Source organism: Bradyrhizobium sp. 482_C4_N1_8 (genome assembly GCF_052075965.1).
GTDB classification, from domain to species: domain Bacteria; phylum Pseudomonadota; class Alphaproteobacteria; order Rhizobiales; family Xanthobacteraceae; genus Bradyrhizobium; species Bradyrhizobium barranii.
Genome location: NZ_CP197231.1, coordinates 2,001,442 through 2,024,525, shown reverse-complemented (window position 1 = coordinate 2,024,525; position 23,084 = coordinate 2,001,442). Strand labels below are relative to the sequence as shown.

Genomic DNA, 23,084 nt, shown 5'->3' with positions numbered 1-23,084 from the left:
GCATCGTCCGGTGCGGTGCGCTGCAGAGCCGGGGCCCACGCGGCAGCAATCGGCGTAGCACGATGGGTCCCGGCTCTGCGGCGCAGCACTACGTGCTGCGCCGCGTCCGAGACACGCAGATCGTGGACATTCGCGAAATGCTGTAGTCTGAGCGACGCCAGCCTTTTCGGGGATTCCATATCGATGCCGCACGACGCGCCCGCCAAGAACTCATGGCCGCTGTTCCGGTCACTCGCGTCCTATTCCCTGCCCGGCGACCTCATGGCGGGACTGACGCTGGCGGCGATTGCGATCCCAGAGCAGATGGCCACGGCGCGGCTCGGTGGTTTTGCGCCGCAGATCGGCTTCTTCGCGTTCATGGCGGGCTCGCTCGGTTTCGCGCTGCTCGGCGGCAACCGCTTCCTGTCCTGCGGCGCGGATTCCACGATCACGCCGATCTTCGCCGGCGGACTTGCCGCGCTCGCTGCCACCGGCTCGCCTGAGTATCAGGGGCTTGCGATCGCGCTGGCGCTGATGGTCGGCGCGATGATGCTGGCCAGCGGCGCTTTCCGCCTCGGCGGCATCGCCAATCTTCTGTCCGTGCCGGTGATGGTCGGCTTCCTCGCCGGCATCTCCGTCCACATCATCGTCTCGCAACTGCCGGGCGTGCTCGGGCTTCCATCACCAAGCGGGCCGACACTCGAACGCATCGGCGTGCTCGCGACCGAACTCGGCCGCACCAACCCGTTCACGCTCTGCATCGGGCTCGGTGTGCTCGCCGTGGTCTTCATCGCCGAGAGGGTCAGCGCGAAAATTCCGGGTGCGCTGATCGGGCTCGTCGCCGCGACGCTGGCCACAATCGCACTCGGCCTCGAAAGCAAGGGCGTCAGCGTCGTCGGCGCGGTGCCGGGCACGCTGCCGCGACCGACCTTGCCTGACCTTGCACCGGAGCTGTGGGTGCGCCTGGTGCCGCTCGCCTTCGTCATCACGGTCGTGGTGATGGTGCAGACGGCCGCGACGACGCGGTCGTTCCCGTCCGATCCCGACAAGCCTGCCGATGTCGATCGCGATTTCCTCGGTGCGGGCGCTGGCAGCGTGCTGTCCGGCCTGTTCGGCGCGTTTCCGGTCAATGCCAGCCCGCCGCGAACCGGGATCGTCGCCGAGACCGGCGGACAATCGCAGCTCGCGGGCCTTGCGGCCGGGGCAATCGTGCTGGCGCTGCTCGCGTTCGGGACGGGGCTGCTGCAGCACGTTCCGGACGCCGCGCTCGGCGGCATCCTGCTGTTCGTGGCGCTGCGGATCATCCGGGTGAAGCAGATCGCCATGATCTACCGGCAATCGTTCAGCGAGTTCCTGCTGATCGTCGCCACTGCCGCGCTGATCATCGTGCTGCCGATCCAGCAGGGCGCCTTCCTCGGCATCGTGCTGTCGCTGCTGCACGGCATCTGGAGCACGACGCGCGCGCGGCTCGTCGAGTTCGAGCGCGTGCCGGGCACCACGATCTGGTGGCCGGCGCATCCGCACATCACCGGCGAGCGCATCGCCGGCGTCGCCGTGATCGGGCTCCAGGCGCCGCTGTCCTTCCTCAACGCGCCGGGTTTTCGCAGCGACGTGGCCAAAGTGCTCGGCACCTCGACGCCGCAACTGCTGGTGCTGGAGGCGAGCGGCATGGTCGAGATCGACTTCACCGCCGCGCAGATCCTGCTCGACGTCTTCAAGGCGTGCAGCGAACAGGGCGTCACCGTCGCACTGGCGCGGCTGGAATCGGTGCGCGCGCAGAACGCGTTCGAACGTTTCAGACTGTTCGACGCCCTGCCCCGCGAACACGTCTTCCACAGCGTCGATGAAGCCGTGCGCAAGCTGGCGAAATAACCACCGCCTTCACTCGGTCCGCCGCCCCAAAAGGGAGCGATACTTTTGGTCGCCGGCCAGTTCGCGGAGTAAGACCATGGCCGCCGCGTCAAAGCTAGCACTTGATTTCCTGCTGCGACGGGCGACAATGATGTCGCGCCAGCTTCCGGTACCGAACTTCATATAAGACGGGGAAAACCCGCTTGGCCGCGGCTATACCGTCGCTGCGCGGGAGGGATCGTTATGACGGTAGGGTTCAAGCGCTGGCTGCAGCGCCGACATGATCCAGGCCGCCGATCGTATCGCCGTTACGATTGGGTGCGATGCAATCGCGCCGCTGCTCCGCGAAGAACGCCCCCTGGTTCGCGGCGAACTCGCCACCCCGGCGCTGCAAGTGGAACGCCACCAAATGATCATCGAGCCAATACATTGCGGACGTTGTCGCGGGCGCATGCGTTGGGCCACGGAGGCGCGATAGACTGAAAGAGACTCCAAGCCGGCGTTAGACTGGCCAAAGGATATTAGCTCAGACACACCGAGGGAGGAATGCATGACGACGGTAACCCGACGTAACATCCTCAAGGGCGGCACGGCGCTTGTGGGCGGCATGGCCGGCATCCTGGCCACTGGCAGGGCTCCCGTTTTTGCACAGGGCACCACGGTACACTGGCTGCGTTGGAATGACTTCGTGCCAGCTTCCGATCAGCTATTGCGCAAGGAGCTCCTGCCTGCTGCCGAGAAGGCGCTGGGAATCAAGATCAATCTTGAGACTGTGAATGGCAACGACCTGCAGCCGCGCATCACCTCGGCGATCCAGTCGGGCTCAGGTCCCGACATCATCATGCTCTTCAACAACCACCCGCAGATCTATTCGGAGAGCGTCATCGACCTGTCCGACATCGCAGGTCGTGTGAGCGAGGCCGAAGATGGCTATTATGATCTGTGCAAGTCCAACTCCGCCGACGGCCAAAAATGGATCTCTTTGCCGTGGACCATCGTCGGCGCCATGATCGCCTACCGAAAATCCTGGTTCGATGAGATCGGCTCATCGACCTTCCCGGACACTTGGGAGAAGTATCGCGAGGTTGGCAAGAAGCTCAAGGCCCAGGGCCGGCCGATCGGTCAGACGCTCGGCCACACGTTCGGTGACGCGCCGACGTTCAGTTACCCGTACATGTGGTCGTGGGGCGGCACCGAGGTCGAGAAGGACGGCAAGACTGTCAACATCAACAAGAAAGAGGTCATCGAGTCCGTCAAGTTCATGACGGCTTTCTGGAAGGAAGCCCACGACGAGGGCGGGCTTGCCTGGGATGACACCAACAACAACCGTGCGTTCCTGTCGCAAACCATCTGCGCCACCCTCAACGGCGCTTCGATCTACATCGAATCGCTGCGCAACCCCGACAAATATATTACTGAAAAAGGCGCACAGCTGAAGACCGACATCCAGCACTCGCCGTTGCCCAAAGGCCCGGCCGGCCAATTCGCCATGCACACCTATTTCTCTCACGTCATTCCGAACTATTCGAAGAATCAGGACGGTGCGAAGGCGTTGTTGAAGTGGGTCCATACCAAGGCGAACTACGAGCCTTGGTTCGTCTCCCAGAAAGGTTTCGCGACACCGCCGACCCACGAATGGGAGAAACACAAGTTGTGGGAAGAGGACAAGGTCATGGCGCCCTTCAAGATCGCCGGCCTCCTGGGTCAGACGCCCGGGTACCCTCTGCCCTCATCAGGCAAGAAGGCTGCCGAAGTGCTCACCAAATACATCATCACAGATATGTACGCCAAAGCGATCCAGGGCGCTCCGGCGGAGGATTCCGTGAAATGGGCGGAAGTCGAACTCAAGAAGGTCTATTCTTGAAAGTACGTGCGCAGCACGTCGCACGGCTGCGAAGTGGCTGCCGCGCGCCCCGCGTCTCGGACTTGTACGGTGCGCCGTCTCTCTGTGAGGCGGCGCGATCAAAGTTTCGCATGACGCGTCTGTTGGCGTGCGCTTAGAGGTGAAGCGAGATGGCGATCGCCGAGACCCAAGTCTACATGCCGCAGGCGCCGCGGCCCAGAATCCGGCTGCTTGAGGACGAGCGTTGGCTCGCATTCGTGCTGCTGGTGCCGACCCTGGCGCTGCTCGGTACGTTCATCGCCTATCCGTTCTTGCGCGGCATCTTGTTGTCGGTGACCAACTCGCGCGTCGGCGTTCCAGGCGAGTTCGTCGGCCTCGCCAACTTCTACAAGATCTTCAATGACGGGATCTTTCGCACCTCCGTCTACAACACGTTTCTTTATACGGGCGTAACCACCGTCTTCAAGCTGGCGCTCGGGCTGTGGCTGGCCATGCTGCTCAACCGGAATTTCCGCGGCAAGGCTTTCACCCGTGCTTTCATCCTGCTGCCCTTCATCATCCCGACCGTGCTCTCGACTTTCGCCTGGAAGTGGATGTTCGACCCGACATTTAGCGTCCTCAATTGGCTCCTCTACCATCTCGGTTTGATCAGCGGTCGGATCAATTGGCTTGGCGATCCAGACCTCGCCATGATCTCGATCATCATCGTCAACATCTGGCGCGGAGTGCCATTCTTCGCCATCAGCCTGCTCGCCGGCCTGCAGACCATCAGTCCCGAACTTAGCGAGGCCGCCGCCATAGACGGTGCCAGGCCGTGGCAGCGGTTCTGGCACATCACCTGGCCCCTGCTGCTGCCCGTGACCATGGTCGTGGTGCTGTTCTCGGTGATTCAGACGTTCGCCGACTTCCAGATCGTCTATGTGATGACAGGCGGCGGACCAGCCAATGCAACGCACCTGTTCGCCACCTACGCCTATCAGATCGGCATCGGCACCGGCCTCCTAAGCGAGGGCGCTGCCATCTCGCTCGCCATGTTTCCGGTCCTGTTTCTGGTCGTCATCATCCAACTTCTCTACATCCGCCGCGTGGAGGTCCGCTGAGCCATGATCGAGGGCGCAAGGTGGCGAAAGTGGGCGTTCTTCTACGTCCCCATGGCGATGTTCCTGCTTTTCCTGCTGTTCCCGTTCTACTGGATGGTGATCACTTCGGTGCGGCCGGACGGCGAGCTTTACCGACCCTGGAATTCGATCAACTACAATCCGTTCTGGACCTGGAACCCGACCTGGGACCATGTCAGGTACCTGTTCGAGGAGACGCTGTTTGCATCGTGGCTGTGGAACACGACGTTCATCGCGCTCGCGTCAACCGCCATCTCGCTCGTGTGCGGCGTGTTCGCCGGCTATGCTCTCTCGCGGCTGAACTTTCCATTTGCAGGCAGCCTGGGCACCGGCATCTTCATCACCTATCTGGTGCCTCAAACGCTGCTCTTCATTCCGCTGGCAGAGATCATCCGCAACTATCGGCTGGGTGACACGCCCTGGTCATTGATCCTGACCTATCCGACCTTTCTCATTCCGTTCTGCACCTGGCTCATGATGGGCTACTTCAAGGCGGTGCCCAAGGAGCTCGAGGAATGCGCGCGCATTGACGGCGCCTCGCGCTGGCAGGCCATGCTCTACATCGTCATCCCGGTGGCGATCCCGGGCATCCTCTCGGCCGGCATCTTCGCTTTCACCCTGTCGTGGAACGAGTTCATCTACGCACTTGTCTTCCTGTCCTCGCCTGGACAGAAGACCGTGCCGGTCGGCGTCACATCGGAGCTGATCCGCGGCGATGTATTCTTCTGGGGACCGCTGATGGCTGGCGCCCTGCTCGGATCGATTCCGGTTGCTATCGCCTATTCGTTTTTCGTCGAGCACTACGTCGCAGGACTGACTGGATCGGTGAAGGGCTGACAGCACCCCGGATCATCAGGAAAGTGGGCATGCGGAAGGCGGGTGGAGCGAATGGGCCAGGTCGTCCTCAAGGGGATCAACAAGTTCTACGACAGCGTGCACGCTGTCAAAGACGTCAATCTGCAGATCCGCGACAAGGAGTTCGTGGTGTTCGTCGGACCGTCCGGCTGCGGCAAGACCACGACGCTGAGAATGATCGCCGGGCTTGAAGCGATCAGTTCCGGCGACATTTCCATCGACGGAAACGTGGTCAATGAATTGGCGCCGATGGACCGCGACATCGCCATGGTGTTCCAGAACTACGCCCTGTACCCGCACATGAGCGTGCACGACAACATGGCGTTTGGCCTGAAGATGCGCAAATTCGAAAAGCCCGAGATTGACAAGCGCGTGCGGGAGGCGGCCGACATCCTCGGCATCGGTGAATTGCTAACGCGCAAGCCGCGCCAGCTGTCCGGCGGCCAGCGCCAGCGCGTGGCGTTGGGTCGTGCCATTGTGCGTCACCCCCGCGTGTTCCTGTTCGACGAGCCGCTGTCGAACCTCGATGCCAAGCTGCGGGTACAGATGCGCGTTGAGCTCAAGAAACTGCATCTCCGTCTCGGCACCACCGCCATTTACGTTACCCACGATCAGGTCGAGGCCATGACGCTGGGTGACCGGGTCGTCGTCATGAAAGACGGCGTGGTCCAGCAAGTGGGGGAGCCGCTCGAACTGTACAATCAGCCCGCCAACAAGTTCGTCGCCGGCTTCATCGGCTCCCCGGCCATGAATTTCGCCGCCGTTACGGTGACCGAGGCGAACGGATCGCTGATTGCCGAGAACTCCGGCCTGCGCATCAAGCTGCCGGACGAGACCGCGCAGCGGCTGCGCGGCCATATCGGACGCGAGGTCATGCTCGGCGTGCGGCCGGAGGACCTTACCGTGGCGGGTAGCGCTGATCTCGGCCACTCATGCTTCGATGCTGTGATTGAGGTGGTCGAGCAACTCGGCTCGGAAATCCTGCTCGATATGAAGGTCGGCGAGAGTATCATGGTGGCGAGCGTCGAGCCGACCGCGAGGGTGAGGGTGGGCGACAGGCTGCGCGTTGCCATGCGGCCTTCCAGGCTTCATGTTTTCGACGCGCAGACCGAGGCGGCCATCTAACCCCGGCAGAGGATCAATTCCACCGGTGAGCGGGAATTCGCCTTCTTGTCACCAGCTTCGATGACGCCCGGAGAGCTCGATGGCACTTGGCTCGTTGCCGGGCACACCGGATTTACGAGTACACGCCTCTAGGCCAGGGTCGGATGATCCCGCTGTATCGCCTCACGGATCCAGCTGGCATGGATCGCGCGAAACAGGATCTGCGCGGTCTTGAGGTCGTTCGCTGTCATGCAGAGATCGACGATGCGATGGACGGCGGCGTCGCGCATCAATCCATCCGAGATCTTCATCGCGATTTCCATCGCCACCTTGGCCGCGCGTTCATAGCGCTCACCTTCGCGCGTGTCGTTGCGCGCCGAACCGGCCGCGCTCGCGGCTGCGGCGTCACAAATCGCGCGGATGCGCTCGGCGGCCTCGATGTCGCCGAGCGGTCCTTCGATCGTCTCGTCCCAGATGTCCGCCGGCTTCTGCTTCGCGAACCACTTCATCGCCCCGTCACCAATGGTCTTCCAGCCGCCGTAGTTCCGCGCTCCCGCCTCGCCCAGCATAGAGAGGCCGATCGAGATCGGCGAGGCGATTTTTCCGCCACGCATTATCGATATGCAGTCAGGACGTCCGACGTGGTCCGATGGCCTCGAACTGCGCCTTCTGCTCGTCATTCAGCGTGGCGTAGAAATCCTCCAGCGCTGCGCGAACCGACTTGACGCCGTCGAGCATCGTGTCGAGCCGCTTGCGAACCGCGGCCATTCGCGCCGGCGGCGTCATCACGTCGCTGGGCTCGCAGGCCGCCTTGAGCGATGCGCTGACCTTGGCGCTGGTATCCTGGAGCACCTGTAGCGCGGCGCGCTGAGTGTCGTTGGGATGAAGCCTCGCGTCGATGTCAGTGCTGGGCCAATCGAGCGCAGCAGGCGTCGCGCAATTCTGGATCAGCGATCCCCCGGTGTTGCTGGAAGCCGTCGCACGACGCTGATCCTCGGCCAGCGCATTGAAGCGCGCCTTCTGCTCGTCGGTGAGCGAGCCGTAGAATCGATCGAGCGCGGGCTGAACGAGATCGACGGCTTTCTCCATCGCCTCGATGCGCTGCTGCATCGCCGTCAGCCGACCTGGCGCTGTCGCCGCGACCTGCGACGGGCAGGACGCGCGGATCATCTCGGACGCCTGGATCGAGGCATTGCCGAGTTCGTCGAGGCTTGCGCCTTGCGCCTCGGTCGGCTGCACCGCGGCGGCGATCTGGTCGATCGGCAGACCGACGATTTCGCGGCGGTCGCTGCCGCAGAGCCGATCCAGCGGGACGCCGCGCGCCTGGCGCCGTCCCACCGGCCGCTGCGGCAGATAGGCCGAGAGACCGTCATAGCCGTAGGGCCCGAAGATGCCGGCATAGATGTCCGGATAGCCGTAGCCCCAGAAGCCGAGACCGTCGCCCCAGATCGTGTAGTCGTAGAGATCGTTGTAGGCGAACGGCCAGAACAGCGGTCCGACCCAGCCATAACCGCCGCCCGCATGTTGCCACCACCCGCTGCTGGCGCCGTGCCAGCCGGCCAGTGCGGCCGCCGCTGCGATCTGGGCTCGCGCGGCCGGATTGCTGATCAGACGGCCGTTGCGGAAGGCGCTGGAATGCACGTTGAGGGCGTTGCGAAAATTCGCAGGACGGACGGCCGCATTGCGGATCTGGCCGAAGTTCGGGCCGCGATGTCGCGCGCCAGTTGCGAAGCGGGGCCCGCCATGATGCCCGCCGCCATGCGCGTGCCCGAAGCCATGACCACCAAAATGGCCGCCTCCATGATGACCACCACCATGATGACCGCCGCCGTGATGGCCGCCACCATGATGGCCGCCGCCATGCCCGCCTCCGTGCCCACCACCATGGCCGCCACCGTGCCCGCCCTTGCCCAGAGCCGTGCCCGCCAGCATGCAGGCAAGCGCCATCACGGCAATTCCAATGACAGGTCGCAACATCGCATCCTCCCGCAGAGCCGCGCCATCGAGGCATCGGAAATTGACGGAATTGGAACCGGCCTGACTGCCGAAAGTTCCGCGACCGCGACGCAGCGGACGGCGCGCTATGCCTCCGGCACGATCTTGCCGGGATTGAAGATATTCAGCGGATCGAGCGCCTGCTTCAGCGCCCGCATCGCGTCGAGCGCTTCGGGGCCGAGTTCCGCCTTGAGATATTTCTGCTTGCCCTGGCCGATGCCGTGCTCACCGGTGCAGGTGCCGTCCATCGCCTGCGCGCGCTCGACCAGGCGATGCATGAACTCCTCGCCGCGCGCCATCTCGTCGGCATCGTTGGTGTCGCAGACCAGCGAGCAGTGGAAATTGCCGTCACCGACATGGCCGACGATCGGCGACAGCAGGTTGAGGCGCTTGAGATCTTCCTCGGTCTCGCCGACGCAATCGGCAAGCCGCGAGATCGGCACGCAAACGTCGGTTGCAACCACGCCGATGCTGTCGCCGGGACGCAGCGCCTTCACCGACCAATAGGCGTCGTGCCGCGCCTGCCACAGCTTGGTGCGATCCTCCGGCTTGGTGGTCCAGGAGAAATCGCCGCCGCCGCAATCCTTTGCAATCTCGCCGAACGCCTTGGACTGCTCGCCGACCTCGACCTCGCTGCCGTGGAATTCCATCAGCAGCAACGGCGTTTCCGGCAGCGTCAGCTTCGAATAGGCGTTGCAGGCCTTCACCTGCGCGGCGTTGAGCAGCTCGATGCGCGCCACGGGAATGCCGGTCTGGATCGCCAGGATCACGGCCTGACATGCCCCGTGCACGGTCTCGAACGACACCGCACCGGCCGCGATTGTGTCAGGGATGCCGCGCAGGCGAATGGTCAGCTCGGAGATGATGCCGAGCGTGCCTTCGGCGCCGACGAACAGATGCGTCAGGTCGTAGCCGGCAGAAGATTTCTTGGCGCGCGTGCCTGTCGTGATGATCTCGCCGTCGCCGCGCACGACCTTCAAAGCGAGCACGCTGTCGCGCATGGTGCCGTAGCGCACCGCGTTGGTGCCGGAGGCGCGGGTCGAGGCCATGCCGCCGAGCGAAGCATCCGCGCCGGGGTCGATGGGGAAGAACAGGCCCTGGTCGCGCAGATGCTCGTTCAGCGCCTTGCGGGTGACGCCGGGCTGGATCACGCAGTCGAGGTCCTCGGCGTGCACCGCGAGCACCTTGTTCATGTCGCGCAGGTCGATCGAGATGCCGCCGGCGGGCGCGTTGACCTGGCCCTCGAGCGAGGTGCCGGTGCCGAAGGCGATGACGGGCACGCGGTTCTTGGCGCAGATCCGCACCACGTCCTGGATGTCGGCGGTCTCCTGCGCCATCACCACGCCGTCCGGCGGCTGGTTGACGATCCATGTGGTGGTATGGCCGTGCTGCTCGCGAACGGCCTGCGAGGTGATGAGGCGGTTGCCGAACCGTGCGGCAAGCTGCTCCAGCGCGCTTGCGAGGGCTTTCGGCTCAACCCGCGGCGGATTATTGGTGATGGTCGTACCCACGGACATTCCTCCCGACAGAAGAACCGTGGCAAAGGACATCTGACCGGTCAAGTCAAGCGACCGCGCGCATAGCAGGAAAGACACATGCCGGAGACCGCCGCTGCCGAGCCGTTCCGCTCGTCGATCATGCAGATCGAGCCGCAATGGATCGACTATAACGGCCATCTCAACATGGCCTATTACAACGTGATGTTCGACCGCGCGATCGACCAGATGTGGTTACAGCTCGGGATCGGGCCGGGCTACATGAAGGAGCGAGGCGGCTCGACCTTCACTGCCGAATGCCATGTGCGGTATCTGCGCGAAATCCACCTTGGCGATCCCGTGCAGGTGTCGGTCTGGCTGCTCGAAGCCGACGACAAGCGGCTGCATACGTTCCAGGAGTTGCGGCACGCGACCGAAGGCTGGCTGTCGGCGACCTCCGAAAACATGTCGCTCCACATCGACATGGGCTCGCGAAAGGTGGCGGCCTTTCCGCCCGATATCCGGCAGCGCATCGCAGCCGTCGTCGGCGCCCACGGCGCCCTGCCGCGGCCCGAGGGCATCGGCCGGAACGTGGCGATGCCCTCGAAGCGGTAGCTGAACAGCTCGCTCTAACCCCTCATCCTGAGGAGCCCGCGAAGCGGGCGTCTCGAAGGATGCAAGGCCACAGTCGGGCCTTCATGGTTCGAGACGCGCGTTCCGCGCTCCTCACCATGAGGATCACACCTATATCCTTCGTCCGCGCGCTAGTCCCACCACGGCCGAGACCAGGAACAGCACGACCGCGATGAAGAAGATGATCTTGGCGATCTCGATCGAGGCGCCGGCGATGCCGCCGAAGCCCAGGATGCCGGCGATCAGTGCGATAACCAGAAACGTCACAACCCAGCCTAGCATGGTCAAATCCTCGTCTTGATGTCTGTCTGCGTCGGCGCGGCTGGCCGCGCCACCTGTCCAGACAATCTCGACGCGGGAACGATGGTTCCGGCCCACGCAAGCTGGAAATTCGCCCTCGCGGAGGGAACAAATCGGCCCGCCGCGCACGTGGAAAACCTTGCCCCGACGCCCCATATAGGCAGCAATCCCTGTTAAGAAGGCTCCCTTCCACCACCCCGCGGTGCCATCGTGGGGCCAATGATTCGCATGACCGAGCCGAGCAAGATCACAAGCGTACCCGACCACCAGCCCGCAGCCGGCGGCATCGCCGCGCGTGCGCGCGCCTCCGTGGGCCCGAAATATCTGTCCGGGCTCAATCCTGAGCAGCGCGACGCCGTGGAGACGCTGGACGGCCCGGTCCTGGTGCTGGCCGGCGCCGGCACCGGCAAGACGCGCGTGCTGACCACGCGCATCGCCCACATCCTCAGCCAGGGCCGCGCCCGCCCCGCCGAGATCCTGTCGGTGACCTTCACCAACAAGGCCGCGCGCGAGATGAAGCATCGGCTCGGCCAGATGCTCGGCCATGCGGTCGAAGGCATGCCGTGGCTCGGCACCTTCCACTCCATCGGCGGCCGCATCCTGCGCACCCATGCCGAGCTGGCGCAGCTCAAGTCGAACTTCACGGTGCTCGACACCGATGACCAGGTGCGGCTGCTCAAGCAGCTTTTGCAGGCCGACAACATCGACGACAAGCGCTGGCCGGCACGCATGCTGGCCGGCCTGATCGACGGCTGGAAGAACCGCGGCCTGACGCCGTCGCAGGTGCCGTCAGGCGAAGCCGCCGTGTTCGCCAACGGCAAGGGCGGCAAGCTCTATGCGAGCTACCAGGAGCGGCTGAAGATCTTGAACGCCGCCGATTTCGGCGACCTGCTGCTGGAAGACATCCGGATCTTCCGCGAGCATCCGGACATCCTGCGGCAGTACCAGCAGCGCTTCAAATTCATCCTGGTCGACGAATATCAGGACACCAACGTCGCGCAATATCTGTGGCTGCGGCTGCTGTCGCAGGCGCCGACGGCTTCTTCCTTCGCGTCTCCCCGCGTGCGCGGAGAGGCCGCATCGCAAAGCGATGCGGGTGAGGGGGACTCTCCGCAGACTGAACTCGTGGAGACGGCCCCTCACCCCGACGCTCTCAGCGCGAGCGAAGCTCGTCGCGACCCCGCAAGCGGGGCGAGGGAGCAGATGCCCCACGTCAAAAACATCTGCTGCGTCGGCGACGACGACCAGTCGATCTATGGCTGGCGCGGCGCCGAGGTCGACAACATCCTGCGCTTCGACCACGATTTCCCCGGCGCCAAGGTCATTCGCCTCGAGCGCAATTACCGCTCGACCGGCCACATCCTCGCCGCCGCCTCGCATCTGATCGCGCACAACGAAGGCCGGCTCGGCAAGACACTGCGCACCGAGGACCATGACGGCGAGAAGGTCACCGTCACCGGCTCGTGGGATTCGGAAGAGGAAGCCCGCGGCATCGGCGAGGAGATCGAACAGATCCAGCGCCAGGGCGACAAGCTCAACGAGATCGCGATCCTGGTGCGCGCCTCCTACCAGATGCGCGAATTCGAAGACCGTTTCGTCACGCTCGGCCTGCCCTACCGCGTGATCGGCGGCCCGCGCTTCTATGAGCGGGCCGAAATCCGCGATGCGCTGGCCTATCTGCGCGTCATCAATTCACCTGCCGACGATCTCGCCTTCGAGCGCATCGTCAATGTGCCCAAGCGCGGCCTCGGCGACGCCACCGTGCAGATGCTGCACGACCACGCCCGCAAGCGCCGCATCCCGCTGTTCGAGGCGGCGCGCGCGGTGGTCGAGACCGACGAGCTGAAGCCGAAGGCGCGCGGAAGCTTGCGCGACGTCGTCGCCCAGTTCGACCGCTGGCGTGCCCAGCGCGAGGTCACCGCGCACACCGATCTCGCCCAGATCGTGCTCGACGAGAGCGGCTATACCGAGATGTGGCAGAAGGACCGATCGGCCGACGCCGCGGGCCGGCTGGAGAACCTGAAAGAGCTGGTGCGCTCGATGGAGGAGTTCGAGAACCTGCAGGGGTTTTTGGAGCACATCTCGCTGGTGATGGATCGCGACGGCGGCGCCGAGGAAGACGCGGTGTCGCTGATGACGCTGCATTCGGCCAAGGGTCTCGAATTCGACAACGTGTTCCTGCCCGGCTGGGAGGAAGGCCTGTTCCCGAGCCAGCGCACGCTGGACGAACAGGGCCGTGCCGGCCTCGAGGAAGAGCGCCGGCTCGGCCATGTCGGCCTGACCCGCGCGAGGCGCCGCGCAAAGATCTATTTTGCGACCAACCGCCGGATCCATGGCACCTGGTCGACCACGATCCCGTCGCGCTTCCTCGACGAATTGCCGTCCGCCAATGTCGAGATCACGGAATCCAAGGGCGGCTCGGCCTGGGGCGGCACCGGCGGCTACGGCGCCTCGCGTTTCGACGACATGGAGGCGTTCGGTTCCACCTATTCGACCCCGGGCTGGCAGCGCGCCCAGGCCAACCGGAACCGGGGCGGTGGACGCAGTGGCGGCGGCCAAGGCGGCTTCGAGGAACAAGCCTCGTCGTTCTCCTCCTCATCCGGCCCGGATTTCGGCAGCTTCTCCTCACGCCGCCGCGGGCCGATGACGATCGAGGGCGAGCTGGTCGCCAAATCCACCGGCACCACCTCGGAATTTTCCCTCTCCGACCGCGTCTTCCACCAGAAATTCGGCTACGGCCGCGTCACCAAGATCGACGGCAACAAGCTCACCATCGCCTTCGACAAGGCCGGCGAGAAGAAGGTCGTGGACAGTTTTGTGCAGCGGGCGTGACGCCTGATATGCCTCAGTACGTCGCCATCATCGAGGACGCCGACCCGGACGACGCCGTCAGCTTGTGGTTTCCGGACTTGCCGGGCTGCATTTCCGGCGGCGACGACGTCGACGAGGCCCTGGAGAGTGCGCCCGAGGCGCTCGCATTTTATGCGCAGGAGCTGAGCGCGGACGGCCGCCAGCTTCCCCCGCCGCGGACGTTGGACGAGCTCAAGGCCGACCCTGCTGTGGCCGACGACCTCAGGAAACACACGGTCGCCCTGATCGAATGGCCGCCCCTCCCTGAGGCCGAGTGAGGACTGTTCGCCGCACTGGCCGGACGTTCGACAGTTCTCGCCCGAACGCCCCTTGACCACCGCGAACTTCCCCGTATCAGATGCGCCCATGGTCCGGGGCTCCATCACACTGATCTTGCTGGCATTGGGGATGCCGTCGCTAGCGGCGGCGGAGACCATGAGCTTTGGCGATTCGATCGGGCTCCTGGCCAAGAGCTGCGGCGCGGAAATCGTCGCCAATTGCCGCGGCGTCAACCCGGACTCGACCCGGCTGAAAGAGTGCCTGTCCCGCAACCGCGACGTGCTCTCCCAGCAATGCCAGAGCGACTATCTCGGCGCCTTCGATGCCATCCAGAAGCGCGTCGCCGCGCGCGTCACGGTGGCGAACGCCTGCCAGCGCGAGATCGTCAAGGTCTGCGGCGGCTCGACCAAGGAGACCAGCAAGTCGATCCCCTGCCTGGTCTCGACGCCCAAGGGCATCAGCAACAACTGCCTGAAGGCCGTCGACGACGCGGGGTATCGGTGATGCGCGCGAACGGAATCGCCATCACGCTGGTCGTGGTCTTGGCCCTGCTCGCGGGCGCAGCAAGCGCGCAGACGGCGGCGCCGACCCGTGACGACATTGTCGGCAAGCTGAACCATTTCGAACAGGCCGCCGAGGTCGACCTTCCCGCGCTGAAGCAGCAGGTGATGGAGCGCGCCAAGGCCAGGATCAAGAACGATCCGGGTCCGGTGAACCGCCCGCTGATCGCGCCTGACCTCGCCAACCTGCCCGCCTTCAACGCGCAGATCCAGTTCGACGCCGACACGCCGATCATCCAGCCGGCGTCCTATCAGACCGTCGGCCGCATCGCGGACGCGCTGGTTAACTCCTCGCTGCTGCCGTACACGTTCCTGATCGTCGGCCATGTCGAATCCAATGCGAAAACGCGCGAGGCCAATGCGATCCTGAGCCAGCGACGCGCCGATGCGATCCGTGACGTCCTGGTGAACACGTTCAAGATCTCGACCAAGCGGCTGCATCCGATCGGCCTCGGCGAGGAGCAGTTTCTCGACCGTGCCAAGCCGACCTCGGCGGTCAACGGTCAGTTGCAAATCCTGACCTATGCCAAGGTGCCGGAGGAGGCGCCTGCGCATCCGGCTGCGGCGCCCGGGCCTGCGGCGAAAAAGCCCGCCAAGAAGCGCTGAGCAAGATCGCTTCCCCTGACGGAACTCTTTGAAGTTCCAACCGTTTTGCGGCCTGTCGAAAGCGCAACAGCCATGCTTTGCGCGACACGCGAGCCGGTTTGTGCACTGCCCTATCAGGTGCTATAGCCAGTTCTCGCCCTTCCCCGACCCCATGCTGCACGAGACCGAGATGGCTGGTTATTTTCAACGCCAACTGGCCGATTACGTCGAATATCATCGCGATCCCTGGAACTGCGCGATGCACGTGGTCGGAATCCTCCTGCTCTTCACCGGCGCCGTGCTGCCGCTCACCCTCGTGCGTTTTCCCATCTTCGGGATCGAGGTGAGCCTGGCCGTGGTTGCGGCCCTGCCGGTGCTGGTTTACTGGCTGATGCTGGACGCCGGGATTGGACTCGGCATCCTTGCCGCGATGACCGTGCTGCTTTCGGTCGCAACCGCAATCGGCAATCAGGCCTCGATCGTCATGATGTGGTCGATTTTTGCGGTGCTGATCGGATCTGGCGTCGCAGCGCAGATCGTGGGCCACAGGGTTTTCGAGGAACGGCAGCCGTCGATGGTCGACCACCCCGCGCATTTCCTGCTTGGACCGATGTTTGTCATGGCGAAATTATTCATTGCACTGGGCTTCCGTCGCGACCTTGCCGCGATTTTGGCGCCTGTTCCGACCAATTCCCTTTCAACCCGATAGCTCTAGAAGCGAAACAGCAAACCTTCTGCATGGCTCTCGTACTGGTTACCGGTGGCAGCGGCTTCATCGGACATCATCTCGTAGAAGCGCTCCGCGCCCGTGGGCAGCGGGTACGCGTTCTCGATGTCCGTGCGCCGGCCGCGGCGAACGCCGACGTTGAACACGTCCACGGCTCGGTGCTGGATGGCGCCGCGGTCGACGCCGCGATCGCCGGTGTCGATCAGGTCTATCACCTCGCCGGCCTGCCCGGTATGTGGGTCGCCAACAAGCAGGACTTCCACGACGTCAATTGCCGCGGCACCGAAATCGTGCTTGCCGCGGCGATGAGGCGCGGCGTGTCGCGCTTCCTGCACTGCTCGACGGAATCGATCCTGTTCCCCTATTCCGACCTCAACGGCGTTGCCGCAGAAGAGGCGCTGCAGCCGGCCGATGCGATGCCCGGCGCCTATACGCGGTCGAAGTCGCTCGCCGAGCACCACGCCGCGAAGGCGGCGGCCGCGGGCTTTCCGCTCGTGATCGGCACGCCGACCATGCCGATCGGTGCCGCCGACCACAACCTGACGCCGCCGACCGCGATGCTGTGGTACTTCCTCCAGAAGAAGGTGCAGCCGCATCTCAACTTCCTGGTCAATCTCGTCGATGTCCGCGACGTCGCGATGGGCCTTGTGCTGACCATGGAGCGCGGCCGCATCGGCCAGCGCTACATCCTCGGCGGCGACTGCGTCCCGCTCGGCAACATCCTGCGGATGATGTCGGCGATGAGCGGCCGCCGGCAGTTCCCGGTCGTCGTGCCCGGCAAGATCGCCGAGCTCTCCGCGATCATGCTCGAATCCATCTCCGATCGCATCACGCGCCGGCCGCCCAACGGCACCGCCGAGGGCGTGCGCATCGCGCTTGCCGCGAGCGACCTCTCGATCGGCAAGGCGCGCACCGAGCTCGGCTACGCGCCGCGCCCGATCGAACCGGTCTTGCGCGAAACCATCACCCATCTGCTCGCCCGCAACGGCCAGCGGCCCTCCGGCGCCATCGAGCATCACGCGCTTTCCTCGCGCGCGAGCTAAGGCCTCCGCCCAAACGCAAAGAACCTTCATGTCCTTCGATTTCAGCAAGCTTCTCTCCGTGGCCTGGGGTGGCTGGACCACGACCTGGCCGACCGAACTCCTGGCCTTGATCTGGCTCGCCTTTCTCGCCAGCTGGGTCGGCGCCTCGTTCTGGCAGGGCCGCACCCAGAAGCAGGTCATGACGCTGGAGTCGCAGCGCTATCGCCTGCCGATCCTGGTCGGCGGAATCCTGTACACGCCGTGGGTTGCACAGGTCCTGGGCTGGAAGCCGCTCTGGGTGCTCGGCAACACCGGCATCTACATCGCCGCGGTCCTCTCGGCCGCCGGCATCGCCTTCGCCTGGTGGGGCCGGCTGCATCTCGGAAAATTCTGGTCCAACACCATCACCCACAAGGAAGACCACCGCGTTATCGACACTGGCCCCTACGGCATCGTGCGTCACCCGATCTACACGGGACTGATTGCAGGCATGCTCGTCACCGGCATCGCGATCGGCCTCGTAACGACGATCCTCGGCGCCATCCTGATCTCGCTCGGCATGTGGCAGAAGGGCCGGATGGAAGAGGTGTTTCTGTCCAAGGAGCTCGGCGAAGACGCCTACGGCGCCTATTGCCGTCGCGTGCCGATGATCATTCCGTTCCTGTCGCCGCGGTGAAGCGTCCTGAAGGCGCGGTCGCTGCGTTCCGCTTTCTCTGCACGACGTTACTGCTAGTGTCGGACTTGCGCTCGATCCAAGCTTTACCATCAGTCGCTTGCTTGTCAGCCAAGCAAGCGACGATACGAAATATCTCGCAGGACGAGAGCGGGTCTGCGAGGGCATGCGGCCTAGCCCTAGCCGGGGTTCCAGAGGAGTGATGTCCGTAAACTGACAACGCTACGGAGAAGCCTATTATGCAGTTGTCAAAGGTCGCCGCGTTGGCGCTCATCGCTAGCTGTCCAAGCCTACTGTCTGTATCTCGGGCGGCGGCCGTTTCTGAATGCTCAATCTCTGGCACACTAGCGGATTGGGGCGAGAACTCGACGGCCGACATTGACCTCACGTCCGGAGGAAGTTGCCAATTTCCAATCCAGATGCGCGGCACGGTGAGTGGCTCGGACATCTCTCAAAAGCCGTCACACGGCAAGCTGAGAAGGCTCAACCTGTCTACGTTCGAAGGCTAAATATAAGGGTAGCGATACCTTTGCCATCAAAGCGACGGGGCAGGGACCGACAGCTTCTGGCATGTCGGTAATCACTGTGCACGCGACGATCAAATAGCGTTCCTCGCTCGATTGCATGGTGAACGCGGAAGCAACAGCCGCCCGATGTCTCGCGCCAATGGCACCACAATGAAAAGGGACCATCGGAGTAACCGATGGTCCCAAAAGCCTCAAAGGCTCTTCGCTGGCAAAGGCCTTGCCGTGTCTTGCCAAGTTGGGCTGCGAGCAGACTTGGCGGGCTGCTTGCAGGGTTGATGCTCGCTCTACGCTGGCCTTCTGGACCCTGGCCTCTTTGACGCTGGCCTTATGGACGCTGGTCCCGTCGGACACTGGTTGCCATGGGCTCTGGTCACGTCGGCGCTCTCGGCGCTGGATGGTGCGAGAAACCGACTCGATCAACCAATGCCAATTGAACTGCCGACCCGACGAATAGTCTAGGTGTTGTTGTCTGTTCCTCTCGAAGAAATTTGGGTTAGCGAGGCTGCCAATTCCCGCATCGTTGGATGTCATTTCTAACGACGACCGGCAGCCCGCCGACCGAATTGCGAATGGCGCACGTCCTCGCGCTGGACCCGTCAGCGCGAGTTTTGCTTTTTCGGGGATCGCACCCTTCTGGCGGGCTTTGTCACTGCGATGTCAGCCACAGCAGGGTTTGCGACTGACGCCTCGAGAATTTCGTATTGAGCATGCATCCAATGGACTTCCGCCTTTCCGTCGGGTTGCCCATCGGCGACCCAGAGGTGGTAGGCGCGCTCGCGAATTGCCCCTTCCAGATTTGGCATGGGATTTTCCTTGCGAATGATCCGCCCGGCCCCAGCCAAAAGACTTGCTCTCGTAGGGTTAATGAAATCTTAACGGGGCAGCGGAAGCCAAGCGTCGCGCGGGTGCCGCTCAGGGGCGGTCGGCGCTCATTGCGAGAGATCTCGGCAGCGCTCGCGGACGCAGGTCGCAACGAACGGTAATCCGCATGCGGCGACCGGCATCAAACTCATGCTTACCGAGGGTCGACGAGGCCGTGCACGGGCCGCCTCTTTTGGGGGCTCGGGGCTCGATTGACACCAGCACAGCGAAACTAGTCAGTCGATTGGCGCGAGCCGTGCGTTCCACCGCGCCGCAAGGTTTTTGATCTGCTCGAAATGCAGGATCGCCGGTTCACCCTCGCGGACGATTGTCGTCCGCTTGCGTTCCTTGGGTGGCAACGTCATCGCGCGCGATACTGCCGCGCGCAGTTTCATCGAGCCGTGATCTGTCAGGGTGACGAGTTCTTCCGGGTCAAGGGCCATGGGTCCACGCCTACGCTACCGGCTGGCCCGCAAGCCAGCACACGCGCCCCGAATGCCCAATTCTCCAGATAGCCCAACATGGTTAATAGTTCGTTATCGTTTGGCTCTGTCATTTGGATTGGCGCGCGGGTCACGCGGCGTCTTGTCCCGCAAGTAAAATGAGCCTCTCAGGCTGCACCAGCCCCTGTTTGGATCGAACCCAATCCCAGCCGATTTCAAATGCTAAAGGAGGTGGCTACCGCCAGGCTTGCAGCAGGGGTAGTTCGCCCGCTCCGCGCCTGCCCGCGCGGTAGCCCCCAGTGAGTCATTGCAGTCGCAATCGATCAGGCTACCGCTGCCAACCTGCCATCGGCATGCGGGTTTGCGCAAAGCAGACGCTTGCGAATGGCCTCTTCAACGAGCGCGAGCGCTTCCTTGGCTTGTCGCGCTTCGGCTTCCGCAACTTCGGCGCGAAGCTCTACGGCCGTCAACTTATCCTTTTGAGCTTCAATGCAGCACTGGGCTTGCTCCAGCGCTCGGCAAGCATCTTGCAGCTTAGTTTGGGTGGCTACGGTGAGTTCACGCTGTGCCCGCTCGGCGGCCTCCGCTCGCCCTTCGGCCAGCCGCAATCTTTCTATGGCGCTCGTGCAAAGTGATTGGGCACGGGCTTCGGTCTCGCGGGCGTGCTTCTCCATATCGCGGAAGACATCGGCCGCTTGATATACCAGATCGAGAGCTGTTGCTCCCTTGTCTGGTGCCAGCGGTGAGGGAAAGCTCAGGATGCCCTCATCCCCTCCAACTGGCGCTCTGGAACCACGCTGCGCCATGCAGTTCAAGCTCGTCGCGAACACATATACACGGGCAGTATCATGAATAGCTATGGTTAACGGATGGTTAAACAGTTGCATGCCTGGAGATGTCGTCACGGCGCGCGGCGGGCAATGGCACCGAAAATTAGTCAGTTCTTTGGGCGTGCCTAGCGTAGCAGCAGAGGCTCGCGCCGGCGGCTGGACCGGCACATCGGCCGCTGACTTTCCTCTCCATGCAAATTTGGTCGGCTGCCATTCCTCGGGAATAGGCGCTGATCGAGTTCCGTAACGGTTGACCTTTTTGCCGCTACCCAGTTGGATGCGCGCGCAAAAAGGCACGACGACATCCCATCGTGGATCTGGAGAGGTCGACGATAAGGTCTGAGCCCGCGCGGGGCTTTGGGCGATCCGTCGTTGGACTGTGCCGTACGTTCAACAGGGGATTTCCATGACCTTTTCCAGCATCTTCGCGCAGTTCGTCGCGCTGATCGGCGGTGCCGCGCTGCAATGGCGGCGGCTGTCGGGCACCGCGCCCGCGCCGGCCTGGGGCCAGGCGCCGGCGATTCCCGAAGCGAAGCCGCAGGGGGCGCTGCCGACCTTGAAGATGCCGACGGCCAGGGGCTGGAGCGAGGGCCAGAAGCCGACGGTCGCCCCCGGGCTCAAGGTCAATGCGTTCGCAACCGGGCTCGACCATCCGCGCTGGATCGAGGTGCTGCCGAATGGCGACGTGCTGATCGCGGAGGCGACGCAGATTGCGGGCGCGCCGAGGTCGGTGTTTCACTATGCGATGCAGGCGACGATGCGGCGCGCCGCAGCGCTCGGAGTCAGCGCCAACCGCATCACGCTCCTGCGCGACAAGGACGGCGACGGCGTCGCCGAAGTGCGCGGCGCCTTCATGGAGAACCTCAGCCAGCCCTTCGGCATGGCGCTGGTCGGCAACACATTCTATGTCGGCAACACCGACGGCGTGATGGCCTTCCCCTATGTCGCCAATGCCGACCGCATCACCGCGCCGGGCAAGCGGCTCACGACGTTCAAGCCGAGCGGCCATTGGACGCGCAGCCTGCTCGCAAGCCCCGACGGCAAGAAGCTCTATGCCGGTGTCGGCTCGCTCAGCAACATCGCCGAGATGGGCATGAAGGTCGAGGAAGGCCGCGCCGCGGTCTATGAGCTCGATCTCGCCGCCGGCACGCATCGCATTTTTGGTGCGGGACTGCGCAACCCGGTTGGACTCGCGTGGGAGCCCAATACGAACGTGCTCTGGACCGTCGTCAACGAGCGCGACGGTCTCGGCGACGAGACGCCGCCGGACTATCTCACCTCGGTGCGCGACGGCGGCTTCTACGGCTGGCCCTATTGCTACTGGGGCAAGACGGTCGACGATCGCGTGCCGCAGGATCCCGCGATGGTCGCCAAAGCGCTTCAACCGGACTACGCACTCGGCGGCCACACCGCTTCGCTCGGCCTGTGCTGGATGCCCGCAGGGACCCTGCCCGGCTTCCCCGACGGCATGGTGATCGGCCAGCACGGCTCGTGGAATCGCAGCACTCTCTCGGGCTACAAACTGGTGTTCATCCCGTTCGAAAACGGCAAGCCCTCCGGCCCCAGTCGCGACATCCTGTCGGGCTTCCTGTCCCCGGACGAGAAGGAATCCTACGGCCGTCCGGTTGGCGTCGTGATCGGACCCGACAAGAAGTCGCTGCTGATGGCCGACGACGTCGGCAACGTGATCTGGCGCGTCACGGGCGCGTAGAGGTTACGTCCCGACACAAAGCGTGGCGCGCTGCTTGCGTAGCAGCGCGATCACGGAGAGCGCCGTGATCAGGCCCGTCTTGGGATTCTCCGACGGGATGTTCTCGATCGACATCGAGAAGCGCGCCGAATCCGCCTCGACTTCGATGCGGTGAACGTTGCGCGTCACGGTCGGATCGGCCCAGATCTGCACGGAGGTGCGGTCCGGCCCGACGCCCGCGAGCGACAGCGCGACCGCGACGTTGAGATTGGCTGGAAAGCCCTTTGCGGCCTCGCGCGCGGTGCCCTCGAACAGTTTGAGCGGCTCGCGTAGATTGTCGATATCGATGTTGTTTTCGACGATGAAGGGCGCGCCCTTCAGACCGTCGATCGGCTTGCGCGTCACCATCTTCACCGAGTTGATGGTGCCGATTGCGGCGGCGTTGACGGCGTCCAGCCCGATCAGCGCTCCGGTCGGCACGATGATGCGGCCGCCATTGGCGCGGGCGAGATCGACCAGATCAAAATTGTCGAGCAGTCCGCCGACGCTGACGACGACGGCGGCCTTGCCGCGCTTCACCGCGGGCTCGACGATCGCGCGCAACTGGCCGCTCGGCGCGCATTCGACCACGATATCCGCGGCGTCACCGAGCTGATCGATCGGCAGCACGGATGGCGCACGACGCAGGCCGCCCAGAAACGCCTGATGCTTGGCGGGATCACGCACGGCGACAGCGGACAGCGTCAGCCCCTCGATGCCCTGATCGAGTGCGGTCGCGATCTTGGTGCCGATCGAGCCCAGGCCTGCGATGGCAACCCGCAATTCGTTCGAAGCTTTCTGTGCAGTCATCGCGTCCCACCTTCTCGCCAGGCCAATGTCATAGC

23 protein-coding genes are annotated in these 23,084 nt (G+C 63.9%); 14 read left to right on the top strand and 9 right to left on the bottom strand.

What is annotated here, in order from left to right; translation table 11 throughout:
* Positions 1-183: 183 nt before the first annotated feature.
* Positions 184-1,851, top strand: coding sequence for a SulP family inorganic anion transporter (locus AB7Z56_RS09545; protein WP_063981583.1), 1,668 nt, complete (start codon positions 184-186; stop codon positions 1,849-1,851).
* Positions 1,852-2,086: 235 nt separating this feature from the next.
* On the opposite strand, the gene AB7Z56_RS09540 is transcribed toward AB7Z56_RS09545, so the two are convergent.
* Positions 2,087-2,260, bottom strand: a complete 174-nt coding sequence (locus tag AB7Z56_RS09540) for a hypothetical protein (RefSeq protein ID WP_155257718.1) — start codon at positions 2,258-2,260, stop codon at positions 2,087-2,089.
* A gap of 120 nt (positions 2,261-2,380) precedes the next feature.
* On the opposite strand from AB7Z56_RS09540, the gene AB7Z56_RS09535 reads away from it, so the two are divergent.
* From AB7Z56_RS09535 to AB7Z56_RS09520, 4 genes are all read left to right on the top strand, one after another.
* The gene (locus AB7Z56_RS09535) at positions 2,381-3,694 is read left to right on the top strand and encodes an ABC transporter substrate-binding protein (RefSeq protein WP_063981582.1); all 1,314 of its coding nucleotides are present in this window, start codon (positions 2,381-2,383) and stop codon (positions 3,692-3,694) included.
* Between the two features lie 149 nt (positions 3,695-3,843).
* A complete protein-coding gene (locus AB7Z56_RS09530) occupies positions 3,844-4,773 on the top strand; it encodes a carbohydrate ABC transporter permease (RefSeq protein WP_063981581.1) in 930 nt (309 codons plus the stop codon).
* A 3-nt stretch (positions 4,774-4,776) separates the two neighbouring features.
* Positions 4,777-5,628, top strand: a complete 852-nt coding sequence (locus tag AB7Z56_RS09525) for a carbohydrate ABC transporter permease (protein WP_085399493.1) — start codon at positions 4,777-4,779, stop codon at positions 5,626-5,628.
* Between the two features lie 51 nt (positions 5,629-5,679).
* The gene (locus AB7Z56_RS09520) at positions 5,680-6,771 is read left to right on the top strand and encodes an ABC transporter ATP-binding protein (RefSeq protein WP_063981580.1); all 1,092 of its coding nucleotides are present in this window, start codon (positions 5,680-5,682) and stop codon (positions 6,769-6,771) included.
* Between the two features lie 128 nt (positions 6,772-6,899).
* Here AB7Z56_RS09520 and AB7Z56_RS09515 read toward each other — a convergent pair whose 3' ends face one another.
* The 3 genes from AB7Z56_RS09515 to AB7Z56_RS09505 all read right to left on the bottom strand — a co-directional run bounded on the left by AB7Z56_RS09515 (position 6,900) and on the right by AB7Z56_RS09505 (position 10,256).
* A complete protein-coding gene (locus AB7Z56_RS09515) occupies positions 6,900-7,259 on the bottom strand; it encodes a hypothetical protein (protein ID WP_063986149.1) in 360 nt (119 codons plus the stop codon).
* A 118-nt stretch (positions 7,260-7,377) separates the two neighbouring features.
* On the bottom strand, positions 7,378-8,727 hold the full coding sequence (locus AB7Z56_RS09510; RefSeq protein WP_354233163.1) for a Spy/CpxP family protein refolding chaperone: 1,350 nt from the start codon (positions 8,725-8,727) through the stop codon (positions 7,378-7,380).
* 104 nt (positions 8,728-8,831) lie between these two features.
* Positions 8,832-10,256, bottom strand: coding sequence for an FAD-binding oxidoreductase (locus AB7Z56_RS09505; RefSeq protein WP_038935153.1), 1,425 nt, complete (start codon positions 10,254-10,256; stop codon positions 8,832-8,834).
* A gap of 84 nt (positions 10,257-10,340) precedes the next feature.
* Here AB7Z56_RS09505 and AB7Z56_RS09500 point away from each other — a divergent pair, with 84 nt between their 5' ends.
* The gene (locus AB7Z56_RS09500) at positions 10,341-10,835 is read left to right on the top strand and encodes a thioesterase family protein (RefSeq protein WP_063981578.1); all 495 of its coding nucleotides are present in this window, start codon (positions 10,341-10,343) and stop codon (positions 10,833-10,835) included.
* 129 nt (positions 10,836-10,964) lie between these two features.
* Here the strand turns inward: AB7Z56_RS09500 and AB7Z56_RS09495 are convergent, their stop codons facing one another.
* Positions 10,965-11,135, bottom strand: coding sequence for a DUF1328 domain-containing protein (locus tag AB7Z56_RS09495; protein ID WP_014493008.1), 171 nt, complete (start codon positions 11,133-11,135; stop codon positions 10,965-10,967).
* Positions 11,136-11,372: 237 nt separating this feature from the next.
* Here AB7Z56_RS09495 and AB7Z56_RS09490 point away from each other — a divergent pair, with 237 nt between their 5' ends.
* From AB7Z56_RS09490 to AB7Z56_RS09460, 7 genes are all read left to right on the top strand, one after another.
* Entirely contained in the window at positions 11,373-13,985 is a 2,613-nt protein-coding gene (locus AB7Z56_RS09490) for an ATP-dependent helicase (RefSeq protein WP_063981576.1), read from the top strand.
* Positions 13,986-13,993: 8 nt separating this feature from the next.
* Positions 13,994-14,281 (top strand): type II toxin-antitoxin system HicB family antitoxin, encoded by a 288-nt coding sequence (locus tag AB7Z56_RS09485; protein WP_063981575.1) that lies wholly within the window; start codon positions 13,994-13,996, stop codon positions 14,279-14,281.
* A gap of 88 nt (positions 14,282-14,369) precedes the next feature.
* Complete coding sequence (locus AB7Z56_RS09480; protein ID WP_063921531.1) at positions 14,370-14,786, top strand: hypothetical protein; 417 nt, start codon at positions 14,370-14,372, stop codon at positions 14,784-14,786.
* Positions 14,786-15,448: an OmpA family protein gene (locus AB7Z56_RS09475; RefSeq protein WP_063981574.1), complete on the top strand. Its 663-nt coding sequence runs from the start codon at positions 14,786-14,788 to the stop codon at positions 15,446-15,448. Before AB7Z56_RS09480 ends, AB7Z56_RS09475 begins: the two co-directional genes overlap by 1 nt.
* Positions 15,449-15,599: 151 nt before the next feature.
* Positions 15,600-16,136: an Mpo1 family 2-hydroxy fatty acid dioxygenase gene (locus tag AB7Z56_RS09470; protein WP_063981573.1), complete on the top strand. Its 537-nt coding sequence runs from the start codon at positions 15,600-15,602 to the stop codon at positions 16,134-16,136.
* Between the two features lie 29 nt (positions 16,137-16,165).
* Positions 16,166-17,197: an NAD-dependent epimerase/dehydratase family protein gene (locus AB7Z56_RS09465; protein ID WP_063981572.1), complete on the top strand. Its 1,032-nt coding sequence runs from the start codon at positions 16,166-16,168 to the stop codon at positions 17,195-17,197.
* A gap of 28 nt (positions 17,198-17,225) precedes the next feature.
* Entirely contained in the window at positions 17,226-17,852 is a 627-nt protein-coding gene (locus tag AB7Z56_RS09460) for a methyltransferase family protein (RefSeq protein WP_063981571.1), read from the top strand.
* 1,120 nt (positions 17,853-18,972) lie between these two features.
* On the opposite strand, the gene AB7Z56_RS09455 is transcribed toward AB7Z56_RS09460, so the two are convergent.
* From AB7Z56_RS09455 to AB7Z56_RS09445, 3 genes are all read right to left on the bottom strand, one after another.
* The gene (locus AB7Z56_RS09455) at positions 18,973-19,179 is read right to left on the bottom strand and encodes a DUF2934 domain-containing protein (RefSeq protein WP_441256192.1); all 207 of its coding nucleotides are present in this window, start codon (positions 19,177-19,179) and stop codon (positions 18,973-18,975) included.
* 294 nt (positions 19,180-19,473) lie between these two features.
* Positions 19,474-19,680: a hypothetical protein gene (locus AB7Z56_RS09450; protein WP_063981569.1), complete on the bottom strand. Its 207-nt coding sequence runs from the start codon at positions 19,678-19,680 to the stop codon at positions 19,474-19,476.
* Positions 19,681-20,003: 323 nt separating this feature from the next.
* The gene (locus AB7Z56_RS09445; RefSeq protein ID WP_245328559.1) at positions 20,004-20,567 is read right to left on the bottom strand and encodes a hypothetical protein; all 564 of its coding nucleotides are present in this window, start codon (positions 20,565-20,567) and stop codon (positions 20,004-20,006) included.
* 349 nt (positions 20,568-20,916) lie between these two features.
* On the opposite strand from AB7Z56_RS09445, the gene AB7Z56_RS09440 reads away from it, so the two are divergent.
* Positions 20,917-22,221, top strand: coding sequence for a PQQ-dependent sugar dehydrogenase (locus AB7Z56_RS09440; RefSeq protein WP_354233162.1), 1,305 nt, complete (start codon positions 20,917-20,919; stop codon positions 22,219-22,221).
* Between the two features lie 3 nt (positions 22,222-22,224).
* On the opposite strand, the gene AB7Z56_RS09435 is transcribed toward AB7Z56_RS09440, so the two are convergent.
* Complete coding sequence (locus AB7Z56_RS09435) at positions 22,225-23,049, bottom strand: aspartate dehydrogenase (protein WP_063981566.1); 825 nt, start codon at positions 23,047-23,049, stop codon at positions 22,225-22,227.
* Between the last annotated feature and the right edge of the window lie 35 nt (positions 23,050-23,084).

Excerpts from the sequence above, each read along its gene's own strand:
- AB7Z56_RS09465 (WP_063981572.1), top strand. The coding sequence starts at position 16,166 with ATGGCTCTCGTACTGGTTACCGGTGGCAGCGGCTTCATCGGACATCAT.
- AB7Z56_RS09470 (WP_063981573.1), top strand. The coding sequence starts at position 15,600 with ATGCTGCACGAGACCGAGATGGCTGGTTATTTTCAACGCCAACTGGCC.
- AB7Z56_RS09530 (WP_063981581.1), top strand. The coding sequence starts at position 3,844 with ATGGCGATCGCCGAGACCCAAGTCTACATGCCGCAGGCGCCGCGGCCC.
- AB7Z56_RS09500 (WP_063981578.1), top strand. The coding sequence starts at position 10,341 with ATGCCGGAGACCGCCGCTGCCGAGCCGTTCCGCTCGTCGATCATGCAG.
- AB7Z56_RS09460 (WP_063981571.1), top strand. The coding sequence starts at position 17,226 with ATGTCCTTCGATTTCAGCAAGCTTCTCTCCGTGGCCTGGGGTGGCTGG.
- AB7Z56_RS09535 (WP_063981582.1), top strand. The coding sequence starts at position 2,381 with ATGACGACGGTAACCCGACGTAACATCCTCAAGGGCGGCACGGCGCTT.
- AB7Z56_RS09450 (WP_063981569.1), bottom strand. The coding sequence starts at position 19,680 with ATGGCCCTTGACCCGGAAGAACTCGTCACCCTGACAGATCACGGCTCG.
- AB7Z56_RS09525 (WP_085399493.1), top strand. The coding sequence starts at position 4,777 with ATGATCGAGGGCGCAAGGTGGCGAAAGTGGGCGTTCTTCTACGTCCCC.
- AB7Z56_RS09445 (WP_245328559.1), bottom strand. The coding sequence starts at position 20,567 with ATGCAACTGTTTAACCATCCGTTAACCATAGCTATTCATGATACTGCC.
- AB7Z56_RS09455 (WP_441256192.1), bottom strand. The coding sequence starts at position 19,179 with ATGCCAAATCTGGAAGGGGCAATTCGCGAGCGCGCCTACCACCTCTGG.
- AB7Z56_RS09515 (WP_063986149.1), bottom strand. The coding sequence starts at position 7,259 with ATGAAGTGGTTCGCGAAGCAGAAGCCGGCGGACATCTGGGACGAGACG.
- AB7Z56_RS09440 (WP_354233162.1), top strand. The coding sequence starts at position 20,917 with ATGACCTTTTCCAGCATCTTCGCGCAGTTCGTCGCGCTGATCGGCGGT.
- AB7Z56_RS09495 (WP_014493008.1), bottom strand. The coding sequence starts at position 11,135 with ATGCTAGGCTGGGTTGTGACGTTTCTGGTTATCGCACTGATCGCCGGC.
- AB7Z56_RS09485 (WP_063981575.1), top strand. The coding sequence starts at position 13,994 with ATGCCTCAGTACGTCGCCATCATCGAGGACGCCGACCCGGACGACGCC.
- AB7Z56_RS09475 (WP_063981574.1), top strand. The coding sequence starts at position 14,786 with ATGCGCGCGAACGGAATCGCCATCACGCTGGTCGTGGTCTTGGCCCTG.
- AB7Z56_RS09520 (WP_063981580.1), top strand. The coding sequence starts at position 5,680 with ATGGGCCAGGTCGTCCTCAAGGGGATCAACAAGTTCTACGACAGCGTG.
- AB7Z56_RS09540 (WP_155257718.1), bottom strand. The coding sequence starts at position 2,260 with ATGTATTGGCTCGATGATCATTTGGTGGCGTTCCACTTGCAGCGCCGG.
- AB7Z56_RS09545 (WP_063981583.1), top strand. The coding sequence starts at position 184 with ATGCCGCACGACGCGCCCGCCAAGAACTCATGGCCGCTGTTCCGGTCA.
- AB7Z56_RS09510 (WP_354233163.1), bottom strand. The coding sequence starts at position 8,727 with ATGTTGCGACCTGTCATTGGAATTGCCGTGATGGCGCTTGCCTGCATG.
- AB7Z56_RS09480 (WP_063921531.1), top strand. The coding sequence starts at position 14,370 with ATGGTCCGGGGCTCCATCACACTGATCTTGCTGGCATTGGGGATGCCG.
- AB7Z56_RS09490 (WP_063981576.1), top strand. The coding sequence starts at position 11,373 with ATGATTCGCATGACCGAGCCGAGCAAGATCACAAGCGTACCCGACCAC.
- AB7Z56_RS09435 (WP_063981566.1), bottom strand. The coding sequence starts at position 23,049 with ATGACTGCACAGAAAGCTTCGAACGAATTGCGGGTTGCCATCGCAGGC.